The sequence below is a fragment of the Pseudomonas tensinigenes genome (assembly GCF_014268445.2).
Taxonomy (GTDB): domain Bacteria; phylum Pseudomonadota; class Gammaproteobacteria; order Pseudomonadales; family Pseudomonadaceae; genus Aquipseudomonas; species Aquipseudomonas tensinigenes.
In genome coordinates, this window is the sequence record NZ_CP077089.1 from 5,958,143 (window position 1) to 5,977,399 (window position 19,257).

19 protein-coding genes are annotated in these 19,257 nt (G+C 59.8%); 11 read left to right on the forward strand and 8 right to left on the reverse strand.

Annotated features, from left to right (window positions below):
- Positions 1–53 precede the first annotated feature (53 nt).
- Both HU718_RS26435 and HU718_RS26440 read left to right on the forward strand, forming a co-directional pair.
- On the forward strand, positions 54–383 hold the full coding sequence (locus HU718_RS26435; protein WP_186614037.1) for a type II toxin-antitoxin system RelE/ParE family toxin: 330 nt from the start codon (positions 54–56) through the stop codon (positions 381–383).
- Positions 341–628: a HigA family addiction module antitoxin gene (locus HU718_RS26440; protein ID WP_102899939.1), complete on the forward strand. Its 288-nt coding sequence runs from the start codon at positions 341–343 to the stop codon at positions 626–628. Before HU718_RS26435 ends, HU718_RS26440 begins: the two co-directional genes overlap by 43 nt.
- A gap of 12 nt (positions 629–640) precedes the next feature.
- Here HU718_RS26440 and HU718_RS26445 read toward each other — a convergent pair whose 3' ends face one another.
- Together HU718_RS26445 and HU718_RS26450 are read right to left on the reverse strand one after the other, a co-directional pair.
- Complete coding sequence (locus HU718_RS26445) at positions 641–1,186, reverse strand: DJ-1 family glyoxalase III (RefSeq protein WP_186614039.1); 546 nt, start codon at positions 1,184–1,186, stop codon at positions 641–643.
- Between the two features lie 66 nt (positions 1,187–1,252).
- Entirely contained in the window at positions 1,253–1,702 is a 450-nt protein-coding gene (locus HU718_RS26450; protein ID WP_141126442.1) for a DUF4879 domain-containing protein, read from the reverse strand.
- Positions 1,703–1,924: 222 nt separating this feature from the next.
- Between HU718_RS26450 and HU718_RS26455 the strand changes: the two genes are divergently transcribed.
- The 4 genes from HU718_RS26455 to HU718_RS26470 all read left to right on the forward strand — a co-directional run bounded on the left by HU718_RS26455 (position 1,925) and on the right by HU718_RS26470 (position 5,881).
- Positions 1,925–3,220: an NCS2 family permease gene (locus tag HU718_RS26455; RefSeq protein WP_102899937.1), complete on the forward strand. Its 1,296-nt coding sequence runs from the start codon at positions 1,925–1,927 to the stop codon at positions 3,218–3,220.
- Positions 3,217–4,296, forward strand: coding sequence for a tRNA (uridine(54)-C5)-methyltransferase TrmA (trmA, locus tag HU718_RS26460; protein WP_186614041.1), 1,080 nt, complete (start codon positions 3,217–3,219; stop codon positions 4,294–4,296). Before HU718_RS26455 ends, trmA begins: the two co-directional genes overlap by 4 nt.
- Positions 4,297–4,580: 284 nt before the next feature.
- Positions 4,581–5,021 carry a type II 3-dehydroquinate dehydratase gene (aroQ, locus tag HU718_RS26465; protein ID WP_008084592.1) on the forward strand — a complete coding sequence of 147 codons (441 nt, stop codon included), beginning with the start codon at positions 4,581–4,583 and terminating at the stop codon, positions 5,019–5,021.
- 5 nt (positions 5,022–5,026) lie between these two features.
- The gene (locus HU718_RS26470) at positions 5,027–5,881 is read left to right on the forward strand and encodes a shikimate dehydrogenase (protein ID WP_150706862.1); all 855 of its coding nucleotides are present in this window, start codon (positions 5,027–5,029) and stop codon (positions 5,879–5,881) included.
- 104 nt (positions 5,882–5,985) lie between these two features.
- On the opposite strand, the gene HU718_RS26475 is transcribed toward HU718_RS26470, so the two are convergent.
- Positions 5,986–6,663 carry a TetR/AcrR family transcriptional regulator gene (locus HU718_RS26475; protein WP_150706861.1) on the reverse strand — a complete coding sequence of 226 codons (678 nt, stop codon included), beginning with the start codon at positions 6,661–6,663 and terminating at the stop codon, positions 5,986–5,988.
- A gap of 101 nt (positions 6,664–6,764) precedes the next feature.
- On the reverse strand, positions 6,765–8,666 hold the full coding sequence (quiC, locus tag HU718_RS26480) for a 3-dehydroshikimate dehydratase QuiC (protein ID WP_186614043.1): 1,902 nt from the start codon (positions 8,664–8,666) through the stop codon (positions 6,765–6,767).
- Between the two features lie 357 nt (positions 8,667–9,023).
- On the opposite strand from quiC, the gene HU718_RS26485 reads away from it, so the two are divergent.
- Positions 9,024–10,361: an MFS transporter gene (locus HU718_RS26485; protein ID WP_186614045.1), complete on the forward strand. Its 1,338-nt coding sequence runs from the start codon at positions 9,024–9,026 to the stop codon at positions 10,359–10,361.
- Positions 10,362–10,482: 121 nt separating this feature from the next.
- Here HU718_RS26485 and HU718_RS26490 read toward each other — a convergent pair whose 3' ends face one another.
- The 4 genes from HU718_RS26490 to HU718_RS26505 form a co-directional block, all read right to left on the reverse strand.
- A complete protein-coding gene (locus tag HU718_RS26490) occupies positions 10,483–11,361 on the reverse strand; it encodes a DMT family transporter (protein ID WP_007909717.1) in 879 nt (292 codons plus the stop codon).
- Between the two features lie 116 nt (positions 11,362–11,477).
- A complete protein-coding gene (locus tag HU718_RS26495) occupies positions 11,478–12,293 on the reverse strand; it encodes a sugar phosphate isomerase/epimerase family protein (RefSeq protein ID WP_186614047.1) in 816 nt (271 codons plus the stop codon).
- A gap of 2 nt (positions 12,294–12,295) precedes the next feature.
- Positions 12,296–13,357 (reverse strand): Gfo/Idh/MocA family protein, encoded by a 1,062-nt coding sequence (locus tag HU718_RS26500; RefSeq protein ID WP_186614049.1) that lies wholly within the window; start codon positions 13,355–13,357, stop codon positions 12,296–12,298.
- Between the two features lie 245 nt (positions 13,358–13,602).
- Positions 13,603–14,379, reverse strand: coding sequence for an IclR family transcriptional regulator (locus tag HU718_RS26505; RefSeq protein WP_150706857.1), 777 nt, complete (start codon positions 14,377–14,379; stop codon positions 13,603–13,605).
- Between the two features lie 177 nt (positions 14,380–14,556).
- On the opposite strand from HU718_RS26505, the gene HU718_RS26510 reads away from it, so the two are divergent.
- The 4 genes from HU718_RS26510 (at position 14,557) to HU718_RS26525 (ending at position 19,148) form a co-directional block, all read left to right on the forward strand.
- Positions 14,557–16,296 (forward strand): FAD-dependent oxidoreductase, encoded by a 1,740-nt coding sequence (locus HU718_RS26510; protein WP_186614051.1) that lies wholly within the window; start codon positions 14,557–14,559, stop codon positions 16,294–16,296.
- Entirely contained in the window at positions 16,280–17,113 is an 834-nt protein-coding gene (locus HU718_RS26515; protein ID WP_186614053.1) for an aldo/keto reductase, read from the forward strand. The genes HU718_RS26510 and HU718_RS26515 overlap by 17 nt, the downstream gene beginning before the upstream one ends.
- Before the next feature lie 193 nt (positions 17,114–17,306).
- Positions 17,307–18,194 carry a KPN_02809 family neutral zinc metallopeptidase gene (gene ypfJ / locus HU718_RS26520; protein ID WP_150706854.1) on the forward strand — a complete coding sequence of 296 codons (888 nt, stop codon included), beginning with the start codon at positions 17,307–17,309 and terminating at the stop codon, positions 18,192–18,194.
- Positions 18,195–19,148: an alpha/beta hydrolase family protein gene (locus tag HU718_RS26525; protein ID WP_186614055.1), complete on the forward strand. Its 954-nt coding sequence runs from the start codon at positions 18,195–18,197 to the stop codon at positions 19,146–19,148.
- The last annotated feature ends 109 nt before the right edge of the window (positions 19,149–19,257 follow it).

The following is a 19,257-nucleotide window of genomic DNA, read 5'->3' on the forward strand; positions in this document are numbered from 1 at the left end:
TGCGGTACATAGTTACCGCACCGAGTGTAATGTATCGCCTTACACTCGAGCCCATGATCAAATCCTTTCAGCACAAAGGCCTTCGAGGCTTCTATGAAACAGGTTCGACTCGCGGGATTCGTGCCGACCACGCAAAACGGCTGTCGCGCATGCTGCAGTTCATGGATCGCGCTACGATTCCCGCAGATCTGGACCTTCCGGGTTGGCGCCTGCATCGATTGAAAGGTGAACTGACGGAGTACTGGTCGCTGAGCGTTTCAGGCAACTGGCGAGTGATCTTTCGTTTTGTCGGTTCGGATATCGAACTGGTCGACTATCTGGACTACCAAGAGGCAGATTCATGCCCATGCACAACCCGCCACACCCCGGTGAAACACTGCTGATGGATGTTTTGCCCGAGCTTGGCATCACCGTGACCGAATTGGCCCGACACTTGGGCTTCGCGCGCCCACATCTTTCCCGTGTATTACACGGACATGCGCCAATCAGTCCGGATCTGGCTGTGCGTCTTGAGCGTGCCGGCATTGGCAAGGCGCGTGTGTGGCTAGGCGTACAAACCGACTACGATCTGTGGCAAGCGGAGCATCGGGAACAACCGGTTATCGAACTGATCGCTGTCCACGCCTGACACCTCCAGCCACTACAACTCCCCCGCCACTTTCCCCCGCAAGGCCTTGCCGCCGAGTTGCTCGACCAGCGTCAAGGCAAACTCCAGCGCGGCGCTTGAGCCTTGTGCGGTGACGCAGTTGCCGTCGACCACCACCAGTTGATCAACAAACGTACAGCCCGAGAGTTGATGACTGGCGCTGGGCAAACAGGTCATGCGTCGTTGACGCAGCACGCCGAAGCTTTGCAGGGCGACGGCCGGGGATTCGGCGATGGCGGCAAACAGGCGTCCGGCGCTGGCCTGATCCTTGAGCAGTTGTTGCAGCGGTTGATGCGCCGCCAGGTGCTGTGCGCCGACAGCGCCGCCGGGCAGGACGATCAGGTCAAAGGTTTGCGCCAGCACATCGACCAGCATGCCGTCGGCAGTCAGGCGCGTGCCACGCGCGCAGGTGAGCATGCGTCGGCCTTCAATACTGGCCGCCACCACTTCGATACCGGCGCGGCGCAGCACATCGATCAGGGTCACGCTTTGCAGATCATCAATGCCCTCGGCGAGGGTAATCAGGGCTCTAAAGGTCATGGGCGTTATCCGCTGGGTGATACTTGAAGCGTAGTCAGCTTCACCCGGATCGCGCTGCAACAGCCGTTACTTGATGTAAAGCTGGGTCGACATCGTGTTGCGTGGCGCGTTGATCGAGGTGTTGCTGAAGGTGAAGGTGCCTTCCTGCTTGCCCGCCAGATCGAAGGTATAAAGAGAACCGACGGTTTTGTTGCCGGGAGTGCATTCGGTCAGGTTGCCGTTATCAAAGGCACACACCGGGGCACGTGTGCCGTTCACTTCAAAACCGTCCAGTGCGACCTGAGGCTGGCTCTTGCCGTAGCCGACTTCGAGCACGTAGACCTTGATGTTCGGTCCGCTGTGATTGCACTGGGTCTGCGTCTGGCCATCGGCGATGTCTTCAAGACCGCAGGCCGGCGATTGCACCTTGATGACTTTCACTTGCGTCAACGGTGGCGCCGACGCTGCCCAGGCTGTCGACATCCCGGCCATCAGTACGGCAATCAAACCCAAAACCTTCATCCAGCACTTGCTCATGCGCTTCCCGCCCCGAAAAAATCAGCGCGCAGTATGGCGCAGTTGGCTTCAAGGCAAAACTTCGCCGACGATCGACACCAACAACCGCCATATTCCTCACGCTGCTGGTATGATGCGCGGCTTTTTCCGGCCCACCACAATTTTTCAGGCGCTTGCGACGGTCTGTGCTTTGCTGTTGAGGTCGATACATTCACGGCGCCACGCGCGCCACGGGGAGCAGACATGCTGGAAAGGCTGTTTCAACTCAAGGCACACAACACCAACGTGCGCACCGAGATTCTTGCGGGCATCACGACGTTCCTGGCCATGGCCTACATTCTGTTCGTCAACCCGAGCATTCTCGGCGAGACCGGCATGGACAAGGGCGCGGTGTTCGTCGCCACCTGTCTGGCAGCCGCCATCGGCTCGACGGTGATGGGCCTGATCGCCAACTACCCGATCGCCCTCGCACCGGGCATGGGTCTGAACGCCTTCTTCACCTACACCGTGGTTCTGCACATGGGCCACACCTGGCAAGTGGCGCTGGGTGCGGTGTTCATTTCTGCCGTGCTGTTCTTCCTGCTGTCGATCTTCCGTATTCGTGAATGGATCATCAACAGTATCCCGCTGCCGCTGCGCTCGGCGATTGCCGCCGGTATCGGCCTGTTCCTCGCGCTGATCGCCCTGCACAACGCCGGCATCGTCGTCAGCAATCCGGCGACCATGGTCGGCCTAGGTGACCTGAAACAACCGGCACCGATTCTCGCCACCCTCGGTTTCGCCCTGATCGTCGCCCTCGAAGCGCTGAAAGTGCGTGGCGCCGTGCTGATCGGCATTCTGGCCGTGACTATCGTGTCCATCGCCATGGGCTTCACCCCGTTCAACGGCGTGACCTCGATGCCACCTTCGCTGGCCCCGACCTTCCTGCAACTGGACATCAAAGGCGCACTGGACATCGGTCTGGTCAGCGTGATCTTCGCGTTCCTGTTCGTCGACCTGTTCGACAACTCCGGCACCCTGATCGGCGTCGCCAAGCGCGCCGGCCTGATGGGCAAGGACGGCCACATGCCGAAAATGGGCCGTGCGCTGATCGCCGACAGCACCGCGGCCATGGCCGGTTCGTTGCTGGGCACTTCGACCACCACCAGTTACATCGAATCGGCTGCCGGCGTCAGTGCTGGCGGGCGTACCGGTCTGACGGCCATCGTTGTGGCGATTCTGTTCCTGCTGGCGCTGTTCTTCTCGCCACTGGCGGCCAGCGTTCCGGCTTTCGCCACCGCGCCGGCACTGCTGTTCGTCGCCGTGTTGATGACTTCCGGTCTGGCGGAAATAGACTGGGACGACATCACCGTCGCCGCGCCAGTTGTCGTGACCGCGCTGGCCATGCCGTTCACTTACTCGATTGCCAATGGCATCGCGTTCGGTTTCATCTCCTGGACCGTGATCAAGCTGCTGTCGGGCCGCGCCCGTGAGCTGAACCCGGCGCTGGTGATTCTGTCGATTCTGTTCGTGATCAAGTTGGGTTGGTTCAACGCATGACTTTCGATTCCCAGGCCTACGCCGAGCAACTAGAAGCCAAGGTCACGCGCTTGCGTGATCTGCTGGCGCCGTTCGATGCCCCCGAGCCGACCGTGTTCGACTCGCCGCTGCAGAACTTCCGTCTGCGCGCCGAATTCCGCCTGTGGCGCGAAGGCGGCGAGCGGCATTACGCGATGTTCTCCCAGGACGACAAACGCACGCCGATCCTCATCGAAGAATTCCCGATTGCCAGCCTGCGCATCAATCAGTTGATGCCGCAGTTGAAGGCGGCGTGGCAGGCCAGTTCGGCACTGAGCCACAAGCTGTTTCAGGTGGAATTCCTGACCACGCTGGCCGGCGATGCAATGATCACCCTGTGCTATCACCGCCCGCTGGACGAACACTGGCACGCGGCAGCAACCAAGCTTTCTGCGGATCTCGGCGTCAGCATCATCGGTCGCTCGAAAGGTAAACGCGAAGTGCTTGGCCTCGATTACGTGGTCGAGAAACTCGAAGTCGGCGGTCGCACTTTCAGCTATCGCCAGCCGGAAGGCGCGTTCACCCAGCCAAACGGCACGGTGAACCAGAAGATGCTCAACTGGGCGTACGAGGCGCTGGGCGATCGCAGCGACGATCTACTGGAGCTGTATTGCGGCAACGGCAACTTCACCCTGCCGCTCGCCACGCGCGTGCGCAAAGTCCTGGCCACCGAAATCAGCAAGACCTCGGTCAACGCCGCATTGAGCAACCTCAGCGAGAACGCTGTGGATAACGTCACTCTGGTGCGTTTGTCCGCCGAAGAACTGACCGAAGCGCTCAACGAAGTGCGCCCGTTCCGTCGCCTGCAAGGCATCGACCTGAAGAGCTACGAGTTCGGCAGCGTCTTCGTCGACCCGCCGCGCGCCGGCATGGACCCGGACACCTGCGAGCTGACCCGGCGCTTCGACAACATCCTGTACATCTCCTGCAACCCGGAAACCCTGGCGGCGAACATCGCCCAGTTGCACGACACGCACCGTATTACCCAGTGCGCGTTGTTTGACCAGTTCCCGTGGACGCATCACATGGAATCGGGTGTGTTGTTGACCCGGCGTTGATTACGGGACAGCAGATACGAAAAAGCCGTCGTGATTGACGGCTTTTTTGTGGGTGCTCTAAAAGATCGCAGCCTTCGGCAGCTCCTACAGGGAAACGCATTCCTATGTAGGAGCTGCCGAACGTTCGGGCCGCGTTCGGACGATCTTTTGATCTGTGCGATCACCGAACATAAAAAGCCACGTCCATTTTTGATCAATTGACCATGGTAACCATCTAGTACATTTTATCTCCACAGGCTGAAATCCTCGGCCAAAGCCAAAAACAATAAGTGGAGTTACCCCTCATGCCCCCTATCGTTCTGGTGCTCAACGGCCCGAACCTGAACCTGCTCGGCACCCGCGAGCCGGCGACTTACGGTCACGAAACCCTGGCGGACATCTCGGCGTTGTGCGGTCGCGCTGCGGAAGAATTCGGCCTGGCCGTGGAGTTTCGCCAGACCAATCACGAAGGCGAACTGCTCGACTGGATTCACGCGGCCCGTGGCCGTTGTGCCGGGATCGTGATCAATCCGGCGGCTTGGACGCATACCTCGGTAGCAATTCGCGATGCACTGGTTGCCAGTGAGTTGCCGGTGATCGAAGTGCACCTGTCCAACGTCCACGCCCGCGAGCCGTTTCGTCATCACTCGTTCGTCTCGGCGATTGCCACAGCGGTAATGGCCGGTTTCGGCAGCCATGGTTATCGCTTGGCGCTGGAACATTTCAGCCAGCGGCTGAAGGGGTAACGCGCATGTCTCGCTCTAACGTAATACTCGCCGGGCTGATCGGCGCCGGCATTCAGGCTTCGCGCACGCCGGCACTGCATGAGCACGAAGGTGATGCCCAAGGTCTGCGCTACCTCTATCGATTGATCGATCTCGATCAGCTGAAAATGGACAGCACCGCCCTGCCCGACCTGCTGCTGGCGGCCGAACGGATGAATTACACCGGGCTGAACATTACCTTTCCGTGCAAGCAGGCGATCATCCCGCTGCTTGATGAGTTGTCGCCGGAAGCCAAAGGCATCGGCGCGGTGAATACCGTGGTGCTGAAGGACGGCAAACGTGTCGGTCACAACACCGACTGCCTCGGTTTCGCCGAAGGTTTTCGTCGAGGTCTGAAAGACGCCGCCCGCGAGCGCGTAGTCCAGATGGGCGCCGGTGGCGCCGGTGCGGCAGTGGCCCACGCATTATTGAGCGAGGGCGTACAGCAACTGACTATTTTCGATGTCGACAGTGAGCGCACCGAGAGCCTGGCGAATAATCTCAATCAACATTTTGGCGTTGGTCGTGCGGCGGCCGGTCGGGATCTGCCGAGTACGCTGAATCAGGCCGACGGCTTGGTCAATACCACGCCGATGGGCATGGCCAAACTGCCGGGCATGCCGGTGCCGGTCGAACTGCTGCGCAAGGAATTGTGGGTGGCGGAGATTGTGTATTTCCCGCTGGAAACCGAGCTGCTGCGCAATGCTCGCGCTCTGGGTTGCCGGACGCTGGATGGCGGCAATATGGCGGTGTTTCAGGCGGTGAAGGCGTTTGAATTGTTCAGCGGCGTGGTGCCAGATGCGCAGCGAATGCTCGCGCATTTTCAAAGCATGAATGGCTAAAAACCTGTGGGAGCGAGCCTGCTCGCGAAGGCGTACCTTCAGTCAACATATTTACTGACTGACACACCGCTTTCGCGAGCAGGCTCGCTCCCACAGGGACGGTGTCAGGCCTGCAGGTAGCGCAACACCGACTCGCAAATCATCTCGCGATGACGTTGTTTGACGCTTTCATCCGGCAGATCGATCTGAAAAATCTCGCCAAACGTGTGCCGGTTCGATACGCGATAGAAGCAGAACGAACTGATCAGCAAATGCACATCCAGCGCGTCCAGCCCCGCACGGAAAACACCTTCAGCAGCACCCCGACGCAGAATCTCACCGAGCGAATCGAGGATGGTGTTGTTCATCGCCTTGATTGCATCGGAACGCTTTACGTATTCAGCGTTGTGGATATTTTCAATGCTGACGATGCGCACGAAATCGACGTTGCGGTCGTGGTGATCGAAGGTGAACTCGACCAATCGGCGAATCGCTTCCACCGGCGCCAGCTCGGCCAGGTGCAAACGGTTTTCGGTGCTGCGGATATCACCGTAAAGCTTCTCCAGCACCTCGACGTACAACTGCTCCTTACTGCCGAAGTAGTAATAGATCATGCGTTTGGAGGTGTGGATACGCTCGGCAATTGCGTCGACGCGAGCGCCGGACAAGCCTTGCTGGACGAACTCGACGATCGCCTCCTGCAGGATGTTCTCGCGGGTCTTTTCCGGGTTGTTCTTGCGACTCTTGCGCGGCTCTACAGCGGAAACTTCAGAAGCTGCGGAAAGTTCTGTATTCATCGTCATTGCGGGCTCACGGCCATCACTGCACAGGCGGCGATTATGGGCCGCACAGCACAGTGAAGGAAGCTGCGCGGCCCGTGTTTAATCCCGCGTTTACGAATTTCCTACAACTTCGCGTGGCGCACTGCACCACTGCGTGATTTGGCCATGGCCGCCAGACGCACCGCGACGTTCGCTGCGCCGTAACCGGCATAGCCGTTTTTGCGCTGGATGATCTCGAAGAAGAAACGCCCTTCGAACGGCTCGGTGTAGACGTGGAACAGCTCGCCACCCTGCGCATCACGATCGTACAAGACGTTGTAATACGCCAGTTCGCTGAGGAATTCGTCGTCGAAATCGAAGCGCGCAGCAAGGTCGTCGTAATAGTTCAGCGGGATATCCAGCAATGGCACGCCGGCTTCTTTGGCGCGGCTGACTTCGGCGAAGATGTCGTCACAATCGAAGGCGATGTGGTGCACACCCGAGCCACGGTAACTCGACAACGCGTGGGAGATCGCGGTGTTGCGGTTCTCGGAAATGTTCAGCGGCAAGCGGATCGAACTGTCGCGACTGCGCAATGCGCGGCTCTTCACCAGCCCATACGGATCGGGCAGTACCACTTCATCGTCCGCCTCGAAATCCAGCAGGCTCTTGTAGAACAGCACCCAACTGTCGAGGCTGTCGGCCGGCAGCGCCATGGCCATGTGATCGATACGCTTGAGACCGCCACGGGCCGGGGCATCTGCCAGCAGATTGAAATCGGTGCCGTAGACATCAGCCTGTTCATCGACCAGATAGATCAGGCTACCGTCCGGGGCCCGCACTGCCGCCAGCTCCAGTTCATTGGGGCCGACCAGTCCGCGATAGGGCTGACCTTTGTAAGCGACGGCGCGGGCTAACGCACTGGCACTGTCCTTGACCCGCACAGCGGTGGCGCACAGCGACGGGCCGTGAGCCTCGAAAAAGCTGTGAGCGAAGGAATAGGGTTCAGAGTTGAGGATCAGATTGATGTCGCCCTGACGTAGCAGACTCACGCTCTTGGAACGATGTTGCCCGGCCTTGACGAACCCGAGGCGCTCCAGCCAGTTCGACAGCTTGGCGCCGAGGCTTTCATCCACGGCGAACTCAAGAAACTCTATGCCGTTGTACTCGCTGGCCTTCGGTGTTTCGAAGAGAATTTCGCGGTTGGCCACAGGTTTGGTTTCCTGCTCAAGACGCTGACGGGTCTTCTCTTCCAGATACAGCAGCGAGCGCAAACCGTCGGCGGCATTGGCTCGTGGCGGTGCGGCGCGGAAGCCGTCGTTGAAGATTTCCAGCGACAGCGGCCCGGTGTAACCGCTTTGAATGATCGGCGCGAGGAACCCCGGCAAATCGAATTCGCCCTGCCCCGGGAAACAGCGGAAGTGCCGGCTCCACTCCAAAACGTCCATCTGCAGGATCGGTGCATCAGCCATTTGTACGAAGAAGATCTTCTCGCCCGGAATGTCGGCGATAGCGCTTGGATCGCCCTTCAACGACAAGGTGTGAAAACTGTCGAGCAATACGCCGAGGCTCGGGTGATCGGCCTGACGCACGATGTCCCAGACCTGTTGATAAGTGTTGACGTGACGGCCCCAGGCCAGCGCTTCGTAACCAATGCGCAAGCCGCGCGCGCCAGCGTGCTCGGCCAACAGGCGCAGATCATCGACTAGAATTTGCTGATCGCCGACGCTGTCGGCCGAGGCGTTACTGCAGACCAATACCAAGTCGGTACCCAGTTCCTGCATCAGGTCGAACTTGCGCTCGGCCCGCTCGAGATTGCGCGCGAGGCGATCGCGGCGGCAGCCTTCGAAATCGCGGAACGGCTGAAACAGGGTGATGGCGATACCGAGGTCGGCGCACATCTGTTTAATTTCCCGTGGACTGCCGTCGTAGTACAGGAGGTCGTTTTCGAAAATCTCCACCCCGTCGAACCCGGCGGCGGCAATGGCTTCGAGTTTTTCCGGCAGGGTGCCGCTCAAGGAAACGGTGGCAATGGAACGCTGCATGTTTCAACTCCCGGACTGCGCCGCTTTATCTTTACTGTAGGAGCCGCGAAAGCCTGCAATCGTTTGATCTTTATTGCGGAAAGCAAAATCAAAAGATCGCAGCCTGCGGCAGCGCCTACACAGGATGGTTTTTATAGTGAGGGAAATTATTGGCTGCATCCCCGCGCGCAGCAATTTAAAGTGTACTACCCGGTTAGTTTTGCGTGCGATTATCGAACACAATGGCGGTTTGGCGAATTGACGATTTTTCGTCCACTGCCCAACATCGACTGCACATTGAGTCCGGATCTGAACCGCCGGTCGCAGCGTGCAAGTAAAAAGCACACCAAATAACAAATCCAAAAACGGGTGGAACACATGATTCCTTCACAGACTTCCCGCATGGCTCCGGCCATGAGCACTGCCACGGGTGGCATCGGCGACAAGATCCGCGGCGCCATGGCTGTCGGCAAGACCCGTTGGGGCATGCTGGCGCTGGTGTTTTTCGCCACTACCCTGAACTACATCGACCGCGCCGCCCTCGGCGTCATGCAGCCAATCCTCGCCAAGGAAATGAGCTGGACGGCGATGGATTACGCCAACATCAACTTCTGGTTTCAGGTCGGCTACGCGATCGGTTTCGTCCTGCAGGGCCGCCTGATCGACCGGGTCGGCGTCAAACGCGTGTTCTTCTGCGCCGTGCTGCTGTGGAGCCTGGCCACCGGCGCCCACGGTCTGGCGACGTCGGCCGTTGGCTTTATGGTCTGCCGATTTATTCTCGGTCTGACTGAAGCGGCGAACTACCCGGCCTGCGTGAAAACCACGCGCCTGTGGTTCCCGGCCGGCGAACGTGCAGTCGCCACCGGCATCTTCAACGCCGGCACCAACGTCGGTGCGATGTTCACACCAATGCTGCTGCCACTGGTTCTCCACGTGTGGGGCTGGCAAGCGGCGTTCCTGTGCATGGCGGCACTGGGCGGTATCTGGTTGCTGTTCTGGGGCTTGAAATACTTCAACCCGGAAGATCATCCGAGCGTAAAACAATCCGAACTGGACTACATCCAGCAAGAAGTCGAACCGGAACAGGCCCGCGTACCGTTCTCGAAGATTCTGCGGATGCGCGGTACCTGGGCCTTCGCCCTCGCCTACTCGCTGACCGCGCCGGTGTTCTGGTTCTACCTGTACTGGCTGCCGCCGTTCCTCAATCAGCAATACAACCTGGGCATCAACGTCACCCAGATGGGTATTCCGCTGATCATCATCTACGTCACCGCCGACTTCGGTAGCGTCGGGGGCGGCATTCTGTCTTCGTTCCTGATCGGTCGCGGGATGAACTCGATCAAGGCGCGCCTGCTGTCGATGTTCCTGTTTGCCTGCTGCATCATCGGCGTGGTCATGGCGGCTGGCTCTGCCAATCTGTGGGTGGCGGTGGCTGCGATTTCTCTGGCGATCGGCGCGCATCAGGCCTGGACGGCGAACATCTGGAGCCTGGTGATGGACTACACGCCCAAGCACATGATGAGCACGGTGTTTGGCTTCGGTGGCATGTGCGCAGCGATCGGCGGGATGTTCATGACCCAGATCGTCGGCCATATCCTCACCGTGACCAACAACAACTACACCGTGTTGTTCACCCTGATCCCGGCGATGTATTTCCTTGCGCTGACGTGGATGTACTTCATGGCACCGCGCAAGATTCCGACCATCACCGAGTAAAACAACTAATCCCCTGTGGGAGCGAGCCTGCTCGCGAATGCGGACTTTCATTCAACAGCAATGTTGACTGACTCACCGTCTTCGCGAGCAGGCTCGCTCCCACAAGGGCAGATCATTTTCTTCAGCGGCGGCTTTGTTGCCACGCTGCCGCCAGTCCGCTGCAACAGATCACCGCGATGCCAATGATCGTCAGCAGACTCGGCGTGTGATTGAACAGCAGCCAGCCCAACAACCCGGCAAACACAATCTGGCAATAACCGAACGGCGCCAGCAGCGCCGGAGCGGCATGACGGAACGCCTGGGTCAGAAACAAATGCGCGGTCATCCCGCAACTGCCCAGCGCCAGCATCAGCCCGGCGTGGGTCAGCGTCGGCACCTGCCAGAAGAACGGCACCAGCGCACTCATCACCAGCGTGTTGCACAACCCGGCGAAAAAGTTGCTGGTGGTCGGGCTATCGACTTCGGCGAGCTTGCGGGTCAGCAATTGATAGAAACAGAAAAACAGCGCCGAACAGAATGGCAGTAACACTGCCGGTGTGAACAACTCACCGCCGGGATGGACGATGATAAGCACGCCGATAAAGCCGCAGATCACCGCGATCCACTGACCTCGGGTCACTCGTTCCTTGAGCAGCGGCACCGACAATGCGGTCACCAACACTGGCGCAAGAAAGTTGACCGCCGTGGCTTCCGCCAATGGGATGTACAACAGCGCCGTGGTGAAAAACAGGCTGGTACCGAGTAGACAAAGTGCCCGCGTCAGCTGCCATAACGGCTTCTTCGTGCGCAAAACGCGCAACCCGGATTGCGGCAGAAAAATCCCCGCCATCAGCAGGGTGTGCACCAGATAGCGCGCCCACACCACCATCACGATCGGATAGAAACCGGACAGGTATTTCGACAGCGCGTCGTGGCTGGAGAACAGGAAGGTTGCCACGACAATCAGCAAGATCCCTTTGAAGGGTTGGTTGACACCGGAGAGCGGGGTGCTGACGGTCATTGGGTTTCCTTGTGTTGCCAAAAAGATCAAAAACCTTCGCAGGCAAGTCGCGCCGCTACTGGACCAGTTCGGTCCCTGTGGGAGCGGGCTTGCCCACGACAGGTGCGCAGCACCGCTTAAAGCCGCGCCAATAATTCCCGGGTTCTGTCGATCGCCATCTGCGCTCGCTCTAATCCGCTTACGCCCTGCTCGAGCAGTTTCAGCGTGGGAATTTCCAGACTCAGTGGAATATTAGTCGGCAGCGCTTTCAACAACCCGAGCAGATTGCAATCGCCCTCGCCGGGAAACCGCCGCTCGTTGCGCGCCTGACGCAAGATCTCGGCCATGTCTGACGGCCTCGGCCCCGCGACATCACATAATTGCGCATAACGCAGGCGCGACGCCGGCACTTCAGCCAGATCCTCCAGGCGTGACGCCGAACGATCAAAGTGGAACGCATCAACCAGCACCGCAGCGTTCTCCCGATCAGCGTTCTCGACAATTCGCAGTGCTTGTTCGAGGTTGCGCGCATCGGTCCAGGGCATGAACTCCAGATGCGGATGCAACCCATAATGCGCCGCCAGATCGCAAAGGGCCGCGAAGTTGTCGGTGAGTCGTTGCTCGTCAGGATCGTTACCGGCGACGAGTAATTCCGTAGCGCCAAATGCCGCGCCCACTGTCAGAAGTTTCTCGAAATCGGCGACGACGGTTTGCGGCTTCAGACGCAGGATTTCCACGTCGAGCACACGGATGCCGGTATCGCGCAGGCGCTGCAACGTCTGACGGCGCAAATCAGCATCGGCCACCAACGGGAAGTGATATTCCTCAGGAGTCGCTGGCTCCAGGCGCAGGCCGACATGGCTGTAACCGGCGCGTGCGGCCACTTCGACCATTTGCGGTGGCGACAACTCCAGCACGGTGAGGCTGGCCAGGGACAGGATTCGTTCGTTCATGTTCAAGCCTCGATCAGTGCAGGGGTGCAGGCTCGACCGGTGGCGGCGGCCTCGCGGATCGCTTCGACCAGCGCAAGGGTGCGGGCGGCATCGGCCGCACTCACCAGCGGCTCGACTTCACGCCGTGCCACGCGTACGAAATGCTGTAACTGCAAGCATAAGGCGTCGTCACCGCTGTAGGACTCTTCGACCATCAACAAGGGTTTATGCCAACCGGCGTCGACCTGATCGGCGGCGTAATGCCAGCGCTTGAGCTGCGGGATGCTCAAGGCGCCAGCAGTCCCCGCCAGCAGATAGCACGGCTGATCGGCCTGGCGCGGATATACCGGGTTCTCGCCGGAATCCAGCTCCCAACTCCACGGCGCGGCGACCGCGTCGGAACCGTTCAATGTGCCCAATGTGCCACCTTCGAATTGCAGCAACACCGCCGCGCTGTCCTCGTTGGCAAAACCGCGCACTGAATTGTCGGTGATGGCTTGTACCGAGCGCACTTCACCGCACAGATGCCGTAACAGGTCGAGGTCGTGAATCAGATTGGTCAGCAACATCCCGGCGCCCGGTTCGCGGCGCCACGGGATCTCGAAATAACTGTCAGGTTTGCGCAACTGGAACAACGCGGTGACCGTGATCAGACGCCCGAGCGCCCCGCTCTGCACCAGTTCATGGGCGCGTACGATCAGCGGATTGTGACGCCGATGATGGCCGACCAGCACCGGCACGCCGCTGCGTTTGACCGCTGCCACCAGTTCGCGCACTTCATCCAGATGCACCCCGACTGGCTTCTCCAAAAGCACCGGCACACCCGCGGCCAGACAATCGAGCGCGGTGCTGACGTGTTGATTATTCGGATTGGCGACAATGACCGCGTCCGGCCGGACAAGCTCCAGCATCTGACGGTGATCGACGAAATGCCTTACACCCCATTCAGCCGCGAGCCCTACTGCTTGCGGCCCGGGATCAGCCACGGCGCACAGCGTCGCTTCGCTGAGGGTTTGCAGATGCCGATAATGTTGCTGGCCCATGTTGCCGGCGCCGATCAAGGCGATTCGAAGGGGCGAATTCAAGGCGCGGTCCTCTTGTGATTGTTCTCGGAATAACACTCCGCAAACAATTTAGAACCGAGTTCCAGAATCAAACACCCATCAACCGCAAAACCGTGCGAACACCGCACAACTTTCCTGAACAACCCAAAATCAAATGTGGGAGCGAGCCTGCTCGCGAATGCGGTACGTCAATGAAATAAAAAGTGACTGACACACCGCTTTCGCGAGCAGGCTCGCTCCCACAGGGGGACCTAGGTGAATTCGGATTAGATAAACAGTTCTGAGGCCAGGCTTGCTGCTGATAATTCTTCGGTGAAGGTCAGCAACAGCGGCGCCAGCTCATGCAAGCGCGCCCCCGGCATTCGCGCACTGGGCCCGGCGATACTGAGCACGCCGATCACCCGCCCATCCGTTGGATGCTTCACCACCGCCGCAATCGCCGAAGTGCCGACTGCCGAACTCTCCTCGACCCAGGCATAGCCCTGCTCACGAGCCAGACGCAGCCGTTCCAGCAACTCGATATTGGAGCGCGGCGCATTCGGCCCGATCCCCACCGGCACCTCCGCCGCCTGCCGCTCGACCAGTGACAACGCCTCGGCGTCACTCATGCACGCCAGCCACGCATGCCCGGAAGCGGTGTAGAACAGCGGCGCATCACGGCCCATGTCCGGGTCATAACGCAGACCAGTGCGCGCGCCCTGTGCCTTGGCGATCCAGGTCTGGCGCTCGCCATCGATCACGCCCAAACGCACCAGTTCGCCGGTTTCCTGCGCCAGTCGATCAAGCACCGGCTGGACGATATCGGCACCGCTGCTCGACAAATACTGAAAGCCCATCGCGACCAGTTTGGTCGACAAGTGATAACGCAAGGTTTCCGCATTCTGTCGTACGTAGCCCAAGCGGATCAGCTCGGCGAGCAAGCGGTGCGTCGCGCTTTTGGGGATATCCAGTTGCTCGGCCAACGTCTGCATCGGCAGCCCGCGCGGATCACTGGTGAGGCTTTCCAGCACACTGAAAACCCGTTCGATTTGACTGCCAGCCATGGGAACATCCAAAGGAAATTTTGCCGATTCTAGAAGAGATCAGCGGCAAAGCGAAATCTGGAACTGGTTGTTCGATAAACGCCCGCTTTGTTGAATCAACGCTTGTCGAGCCGCTCCAGCACTGGTTATTTTCTGGAATCAAATTCCAAAAATAATTTATCGCTGGAGTGTTGTTTGATGCCTGCCGAACTCCCTGATATCGACTGCGACGTATTGGTCGTCGGATCCGGCGCTGCCGGGTTGTCGGCCGCCGTGACTGCCGCGTGGCATGGCTTGAAAGTCATCGTTGTCGAGAAAGATCCGGTGTTCGGTGGCGCCACCGCATGGTCCGGTGGTTGGGCTTGGGTGCCGTGCAATCCGCTGGCCCGTCGAGCCGGGATCGTCGAAGACATCGAACAACCGCGCACCTATTTGCGCCATGAACTGGGTGAGCATTTTGATTCGGCGATGATCGACGCGTTCCTTGAAGCGGGGCCGCGCATGGTCGCGTTTTTCGAGCAGCACACCGCGCTGCAATTTGCCGATGGCAATGCCATTGCCGACATTCATGGCGACACGCCGGGGGCCGGCAATGGCGGACGTTCGGTCATCGCTGCGCCCTATGACGGACGCAAAGTCGGACGCCTGCTCAAGCGTCTTCGTACCACCATGCGCGAAACGTCCTTCATGGGCATGCCAATCATGGCCGGGGCGGATCTGTCGGCGTTCCTCAATCTGACGCGCTCGTTCAAGGCGGCATGGCACGTAACCCGACGTTTCACTCGGCACCTGTTCGACCTCGCCGTGCATGGCCGGGCGATGCAACTGGTCAACGGCGTCGCGCTGGTGGCAAGACTGGCGAAGTCCGCCGAAGACCTTGGCGTTCTGCTCTGGGAATCAGCGCCTGTGACGGAACTGCTGCGTGATGGCTCGCGCGTCTCGGGTGCTGTGGTCAACACAGACAAAGGCCCAATCCGCATTCACGCACGCAAAGCCGTGGTGCTCGCCGCCGGTGGCTTTGCCAATGACATCGAACGGCGCAAAGCCCTGTTCCCGCGCACGCCGACCGGTCACGAGCATTGGGCTTTGCCACCGCAGGCCGTCAACGGCGATGGCCTGCGCCTGGGCGAAACCGTCGGCGCACGAGTCAATGCCGATGTGGCTTCGCCCGTGGCATGGGCACCGGTGTCGCAAGTGCCACATTCCGACGGCAGCATTGGCCATTTCCCCCACATCATCGAGCGCGGCAAACCCGGAATCATCGGTGTGCTGCGCAACGGCCAGCGCTTCGTCAACGAAGCCAACGGTTATTACGACTACGTCAGTGCCATGGTCGCCGCCGCACCGGAAGGCGAAGAAGTCGCCTCATGGCTGATCTGCACCCACGCTTTTCAACGGCGTTATGGATTGGGCATATCGCGGCCATTTCCGCTGCCCGTGTCAGAATTTATCCGCAGCGGCTATCTGAAAACCGGCAACACCATTGAAGAATTAGCCACTGCTTGCGGCATTGACCCGAACGCCTTGCGCCAGACCCTCGACGATTACAACCGCCATGCCCGACGTGGCGAAGACCCATTGTTCGGGCGCGGCTCAACTCCCTACAACCGCAAACAGGGTGATCCGGCGAACCTTCCCAACCCCTGCGTTGCCCCAATAGACACCGGCCCGTTCTACGCCGTGAAAGTCCAGCCGGGCTGCTTCGGTACGTTTGCCGGCCTCAAGGTCACCCCACGCGCGCAAGTGCTGGATGCCCACGAACAGCCCATCGCCGGCCTCTACGCAGCGGGGGGCGACATGGCCAGCATCATGGGTGGGCACTACCCGGCGGGCGGCATCAACCTCGGCCCGGCCCTGACTTTCGGTTACATCGCCGCCCGGCACATTGCCGGCATGACTGCTTTCGAACAGGAGATCGACCATGCAGCACATCGTTAATACCCAAGGCTTGAACATGCCGAAACTGGGCCTCGGCACCTGGCCAATGCTCGGCGACGAATGCACCCGCGCCGTGGAGCAAGCGCTGGAACTGGGTTATCGACACATCGACACGGCAGCGGCCTACAACAACGAAGACGCGGTCGGACAAGCATTGGCGAATACGCCGACACCGCGCGAGCAGATTCACGTCACCAGCAAGGTCTGGTGGGATCAGCTGCAAGCCGATGCGATGCGCCACTCCATGGACCGCAGCCTTACCGCTTTGCGCAGCGACTACGTCGATCTGTTCATGATCCACTGGCCAAGCACCGACTGGGATTTCCCAAGCACCCTCGCCACGCTGGCCTCGTTCAAGGAGCAGGGCCTGGCGCGAAACATCGGCGTGGCGAATTTTCCACTACCGTTGTTACGCAAAGTCATCGAGGAATATGGGATTGGTCTGTCAGCGATTCAGGTCGAGTACCACGTCCTGCTCGGCCAGAACGCCCTGCTCGACTACGCCCGTCAACACGACATGGCACTGACGGCCTACACCCCACTGGCGCGCAACAAGGTCTCGGACATCCCGCAGATTCAACAGATCGCCAACAAGCACGGTGTGTTGCCGACCCAGGCAGCGTTGAAATGGTTGCTCGATCAGCCGAATGTTGCGGCCATTCCCAAGGCCAGCAGCCGAGCCAATCAACTGGCCAACCTCGCATCTCTGCAGGTCGAACTCGACGATGAAGACCGCGCACTGATCGCCGCGCTGTCGAAGCGCGAACGTCAGGTCAGTCCGGATTTCGCCCCGGAGTGGGATGCGTTTGATCGCTGATTGATAATCCAGCGATAGAAATCCTGCGCGCGATTGAATTTGCCGCGCGCCAGACCGTCAATAACAAGCCCGACCTCGTCAGTACGAGGCCGGGCCTGTTTGCGTGTGCGCCAATAGACGGACGACCGGACTGGCGCCACACTCACACAACAGCAACACTCATCACCACCCGATACACACAGAGGATTCCCACATGCTATGGAAAAAAGGCCGACGCAGTGACAACGTCGTCGATGCCCGTGGTGATGATGCCGGCGGTGGCGGCGGCATGCGCTTCGGTGGCGGCAAAGGCCTGAGCCTCGGGGCCATCCTGCTGATCGTCGGTATCGGCTGGATCACCGGGCAGGACCCAATGCAGATCCTCGGTCAGCTCGCCGGGCAATCCACACAACAATCGGCGCCGACCTCGCAAACCCGTCAGGCCCCGCCGGCCAACGATGAACAGGCCGAATTCGTGCGCTCGATCCTCGGCGATACCGAAGACACTTGGGGCACGATTTTCCAGCAGGCCGGGCGGCAATATAAGGACCCGACCCTGGTGCTATTCAGCAATCGGGTCAATTCCGCCTGCGGTCTGGCGACCTCGGCAACCGGCCCGTTCTATTGCCCAGCGGACCAGAAGGTTTATCTGGACATGGCGTTCTTCCAGGAAATGTCGCAACGCTTCAAGGCTGCCGGCGACTTCGCCCAGGCCTACGTGATCGCTCACGAAGTCGGACACCATGTGCAGACGCTTCTCGGCGTCTCGGCGAAAATTCAGACAGCCCGCCAGCAAGGTCGGCAAATGGAAGGCGATGGCGGCTTGCTGGTGCGCCAGGAATTGCAGGCCGACTGCCTCGCCGGCGTCTGGGCCTACAGCGCACAGAAGCGCTTGAATTGGCTGGAACCGGGCGACATCGAAGAAGCCTTGAATGCGGCCAACGCCATCGGTGATGATCGCTTGCAACAACAGGGTCAGGGCCGTGTGGTGCCGGACTCGTTTACCCACGGTACGTCGGCGCAAAGGGTGCGCTGGTTCAAAACCGGATTCGCACAGGGCCAGGTCGGCCAGTGCGACACCTTCGCGGCGAAAAACCTGTAAATGCATAAATGGCTTTTGGCGTTACTGATTGTTGGCAGCACTGCGCAAGCCGCCGGTGTCGATGCGATCAGCCCCGGTCGTTTGCAACTCAAGGCCGGGGAAATGGCGGTCGGCATTGGTCCTGCGCCGGAGAAAATCGAGCGCGTGCTGATCGTCATTCATGGCCGGTTGCGCAACGCCGAAACCTACCGCAAAAGCGCCGAAAGTGCGGCCGAGCTGGCAGGGCAAACCACGCACACCTTGGTCATTGCCCCGCAGTTTCTCAATGAAAGTGATGTCGCTCTGTACTCGCTCCCCGCCACGTTGCTGCGCTGGCAAGGCAACGAGTGGATGGGCGGCGGGTTATCCACAGGGCCGAATCCGTTGAGCTCCTACGCCGCACTCGATGAGATCGTCGGACGGATCAGCGACCGCAAACAGTTTCCGGACGTGAAGCAGATTGTGATCTTCGGCCACTCCGGCGGCGGCCAGGTGGTGCAGCGCTATGCCCTGCTCGCCAAGGATCAGCCGGCGCTGAAAGCCAACGGCATCCGCTTGCGTTATGTGGTGGCGAATCCGTCGTCGTATGCCTATTTCAATGAACAACGGCCGGTGGCGTTCGATCACGCCAAGTGCGCGAGTTTCAATCGCTGGAAGTACGGTCTGTCAGACATGCCGGTCTATGCCGGTGGGCAAACGCCGTTGCAACTCGAGAGCCGTTACATCAAACGCGAGGTGATTTATCTGCTCGGGCAGCAGGACATCGACCCCAAGCATCCGGCGCTGGACAAGGGTTGTGAAGCCGAAGCGCAGGGTGCGTATCGCCTGGAGCGTGGCAAGTTGTACTTCGGCTATTTGTTGCGCCGCCATCCGGAAGGGGTGAATCAGCGGTTGGTTGAAGTGCCCGGGGTCGGGCATAACGGTGATGGGATGCTGACGTCGCCGGAGGGGCAGAAGGCGTTGTTTGAACAGTAAGTTGTGCGGTGGATGATCTGGCCTCTTCGCGAGCAGGCTCGCTCCCACATTGGATTGATGCATTGCACAAAATCTCTGTGCACTGAAGATCTAATGTGGGAGCGAGCCT

Coding starts and splice junctions, on each gene's coding strand:
- HU718_RS26435 (WP_186614037.1), top strand. CDS start 54: ATGATCAAATCCTTTCAGCACAAAGGCCTTCGAGGCTTCTATGAAACA.
- HU718_RS26440 (WP_102899939.1), top strand. CDS start 341: ATGCCCATGCACAACCCGCCACACCCCGGTGAAACACTGCTGATGGAT.
- HU718_RS26445 (WP_186614039.1), bottom strand. CDS start 1,186: ATGACCTTTAGAGCCCTGATTACCCTCGCCGAGGGCATTGATGATCTG.
- HU718_RS26450 (WP_141126442.1), bottom strand. CDS start 1,702: ATGAGCAAGTGCTGGATGAAGGTTTTGGGTTTGATTGCCGTACTGATG.
- HU718_RS26455 (WP_102899937.1), top strand. CDS start 1,925: ATGCTGGAAAGGCTGTTTCAACTCAAGGCACACAACACCAACGTGCGC.
- trmA (WP_186614041.1), top strand. CDS start 3,217: ATGACTTTCGATTCCCAGGCCTACGCCGAGCAACTAGAAGCCAAGGTC.
- aroQ (WP_008084592.1), top strand. CDS start 4,581: ATGCCCCCTATCGTTCTGGTGCTCAACGGCCCGAACCTGAACCTGCTC.
- HU718_RS26470 (WP_150706862.1), top strand. CDS start 5,027: ATGTCTCGCTCTAACGTAATACTCGCCGGGCTGATCGGCGCCGGCATT.
- HU718_RS26475 (WP_150706861.1), bottom strand. CDS start 6,663: ATGACGATGAATACAGAACTTTCCGCAGCTTCTGAAGTTTCCGCTGTA.
- quiC (WP_186614043.1), bottom strand. CDS start 8,666: ATGCAGCGTTCCATTGCCACCGTTTCCTTGAGCGGCACCCTGCCGGAA.
- HU718_RS26485 (WP_186614045.1), top strand. CDS start 9,024: ATGATTCCTTCACAGACTTCCCGCATGGCTCCGGCCATGAGCACTGCC.
- HU718_RS26490 (WP_007909717.1), bottom strand. CDS start 11,361: ATGACCGTCAGCACCCCGCTCTCCGGTGTCAACCAACCCTTCAAAGGG.
- HU718_RS26495 (WP_186614047.1), bottom strand. CDS start 12,293: ATGAACGAACGAATCCTGTCCCTGGCCAGCCTCACCGTGCTGGAGTTG.
- HU718_RS26505 (WP_150706857.1), bottom strand. CDS start 14,379: ATGGCTGGCAGTCAAATCGAACGGGTTTTCAGTGTGCTGGAAAGCCTC.
- HU718_RS26510 (WP_186614051.1), top strand. CDS start 14,557: ATGCCTGCCGAACTCCCTGATATCGACTGCGACGTATTGGTCGTCGGA.
- HU718_RS26515 (WP_186614053.1), top strand. CDS start 16,280: ATGCAGCACATCGTTAATACCCAAGGCTTGAACATGCCGAAACTGGGC.
- ypfJ (WP_150706854.1), top strand. CDS start 17,307: ATGCTATGGAAAAAAGGCCGACGCAGTGACAACGTCGTCGATGCCCGT.
- HU718_RS26525 (WP_186614055.1), top strand. CDS start 18,195: ATGCATAAATGGCTTTTGGCGTTACTGATTGTTGGCAGCACTGCGCAA.